Below are 1815 nucleotides of genomic sequence, written 5' to 3' on the forward strand. Positions count from 1 at the left end.
GCTGGGCGGTGCGGGTGGCGGTGCCACTGGGCGCGTCAGCCTTGTTGTCGTGGTGCAGCTCGATGACCTCGACGGACTCGAACCAGGGGGCCGCCTGCTGGGCGAACTGCATGGTGAGGACGGCACCGATGGAGAAGTTGGGGGCGATGAGCGCGCCGGTGCCGGGCGCGGCGTCGAGCCAGCCGCGGAGGGTGGCCAGCCGCTCGGGGGTCCAGCCGGTGGTGCCGACCACGGTGTGGATGCCGTGGCCGACACAGAACTCCAGGTTGCCGAGGACCGAGTCGGGGTGGGTGAGTTCGACGGCGACCTGGGCGCCCGCGTCGGTCAGCGCCTCCAGCGGGTCACCGCGGCCGATCGTGGCGACCAGGTCGAGGTCGTCGGCGGCCTCGACCGAGCGGACCGCCTCGGAACCGATCCGGCCCTTCGCACCGATGACGGCCACTCGCAGCTTGCTCATCGTTGGGGAGTCCTCCGGGTGTAAGGGTCACGCAGCAGGGTGTGCGGTTGTTACACGGTGCCTGTACGTACGTAGCGACAGACGGGCTGGCTGGCTGGCTACGCGATCGCTTCGTGCAACCGGGCGGCCTGCTTCTCCTTCACCGGCCCTATGACCGCCAGCGAGGGACGCTGTCCCAGTACATCGCGAGCCACCTCGCGCACCTCGCCCGGGGTCACCGCGGCGATCCGGGCCAGCATGTCGTCCACGGACAGCTGCTCGCCCCAGCACAGCTCGCTCTTGCCGATCCGGTTCATCAGGGCGCCGGTGTCCTCCAGGCCCAGCACGGTGGAACCGGAGAGCTGGCCGATGGCGCGGCGCAACTCCTCGTCGGTCAGGCCGTGCTCGACCACCTGGTGCAGCTCGTCGCGGCAGATCTTGAGCACGTCCGGCAGACGGCGCGGCTGGCAGCCGGCGTAGACCCCGAACATGCCGCAGTCGGCGTAGGAGGAGGTGTAGGAGTACACGGAGTACGCCAGACCGCGCTTCTCGCGGACCTCCTGGAAGAGCCGCGAGCTCATGCCGCCGCCGAGCGCGGTGTTGAGGACGCCGAGCGCCCAGCGGCGCTCGTCGGTGCGGGACAGGCCGGGCATGCCGAGGACGACGTGGGCCTGTTCGGTGCGCCGGTCGAGGATCTCGACGCGTCCGGCGCCGCGGATCGTCCGGCTGCCGGATCGCGGCGGCTGGGGTACGGCGTCGGAGTCGGTCAGGGCACCGGCGCGTTCGAAGGCGCGGCGGACCTGGCGGACGACGGTGGCGTGGTCGATGTTGCCCGCGGCGGCGACGACGAGCCGGGTGGGGTCGTAGTGCTTGCGGTAGAAGCGGGCGACCTGGTCGCGGGTGAGGCCGTTGACGGTCTCGACGGTGCCGAGGACGGGGCGGCCGAGCGGGGAGTCGCCGAGCAGCGCGGTGGTGAACAGGTCGTGCACCTGGTCGCCGGGGTCGTCCTCGGTCATGGCGATCTCCTCCAGGACGACACCGCGTTCGGCGTCGATGTCCTCCTGGCGGATCAGGGACCCGGTGAGCATGTCGCTGACCACGTCGATGGCGAGCGGCAGGTCGGTGTCGAGCACCCGGGCGTAGTAGCAGGTGTACTCCTTGGCGGTGAAGGCGTTCATCTCGCCGCCTACGGCGTCGATCGCCGCGGAGATGTCGAGGGCGCTGCGCCGCTCGGTGCCCTTGAAGAGCAGGTGTTCCAGGTAGTGCGTGGCGCCGCCCAGCACGGGGGTCTCGTCGCGGGAACCGACGCCGACCCAGATGCCGAAGGTCGCCGAGCGCACGGTGGGCAGCGTCTCGGTGACGACGCGCAGACCGCCGGG

General features: G+C 71.1%; 2 protein-coding genes. Both read right to left on the minus strand.

The genetic code is table 11. The annotated features are described in order from the left end of the window. Positions 1-457 (minus strand): 4-hydroxy-tetrahydrodipicolinate reductase (locus AC13HU_RS36595; RefSeq protein ID WP_483046310.1); only part of this gene is annotated, 457 nt, incomplete at its 3' end. Positions 458-555: 98 nt separating this feature from the next. Continuing rightward, positions 556-1815: M16 family metallopeptidase (locus AC13HU_RS36600; RefSeq protein WP_483046311.1), on the minus strand; the 1260-nt coding region annotated here is incomplete at its 5' end.

The sequence above is a fragment of the Streptomyces sp. NH27 genome, assembly GCF_056859195.1.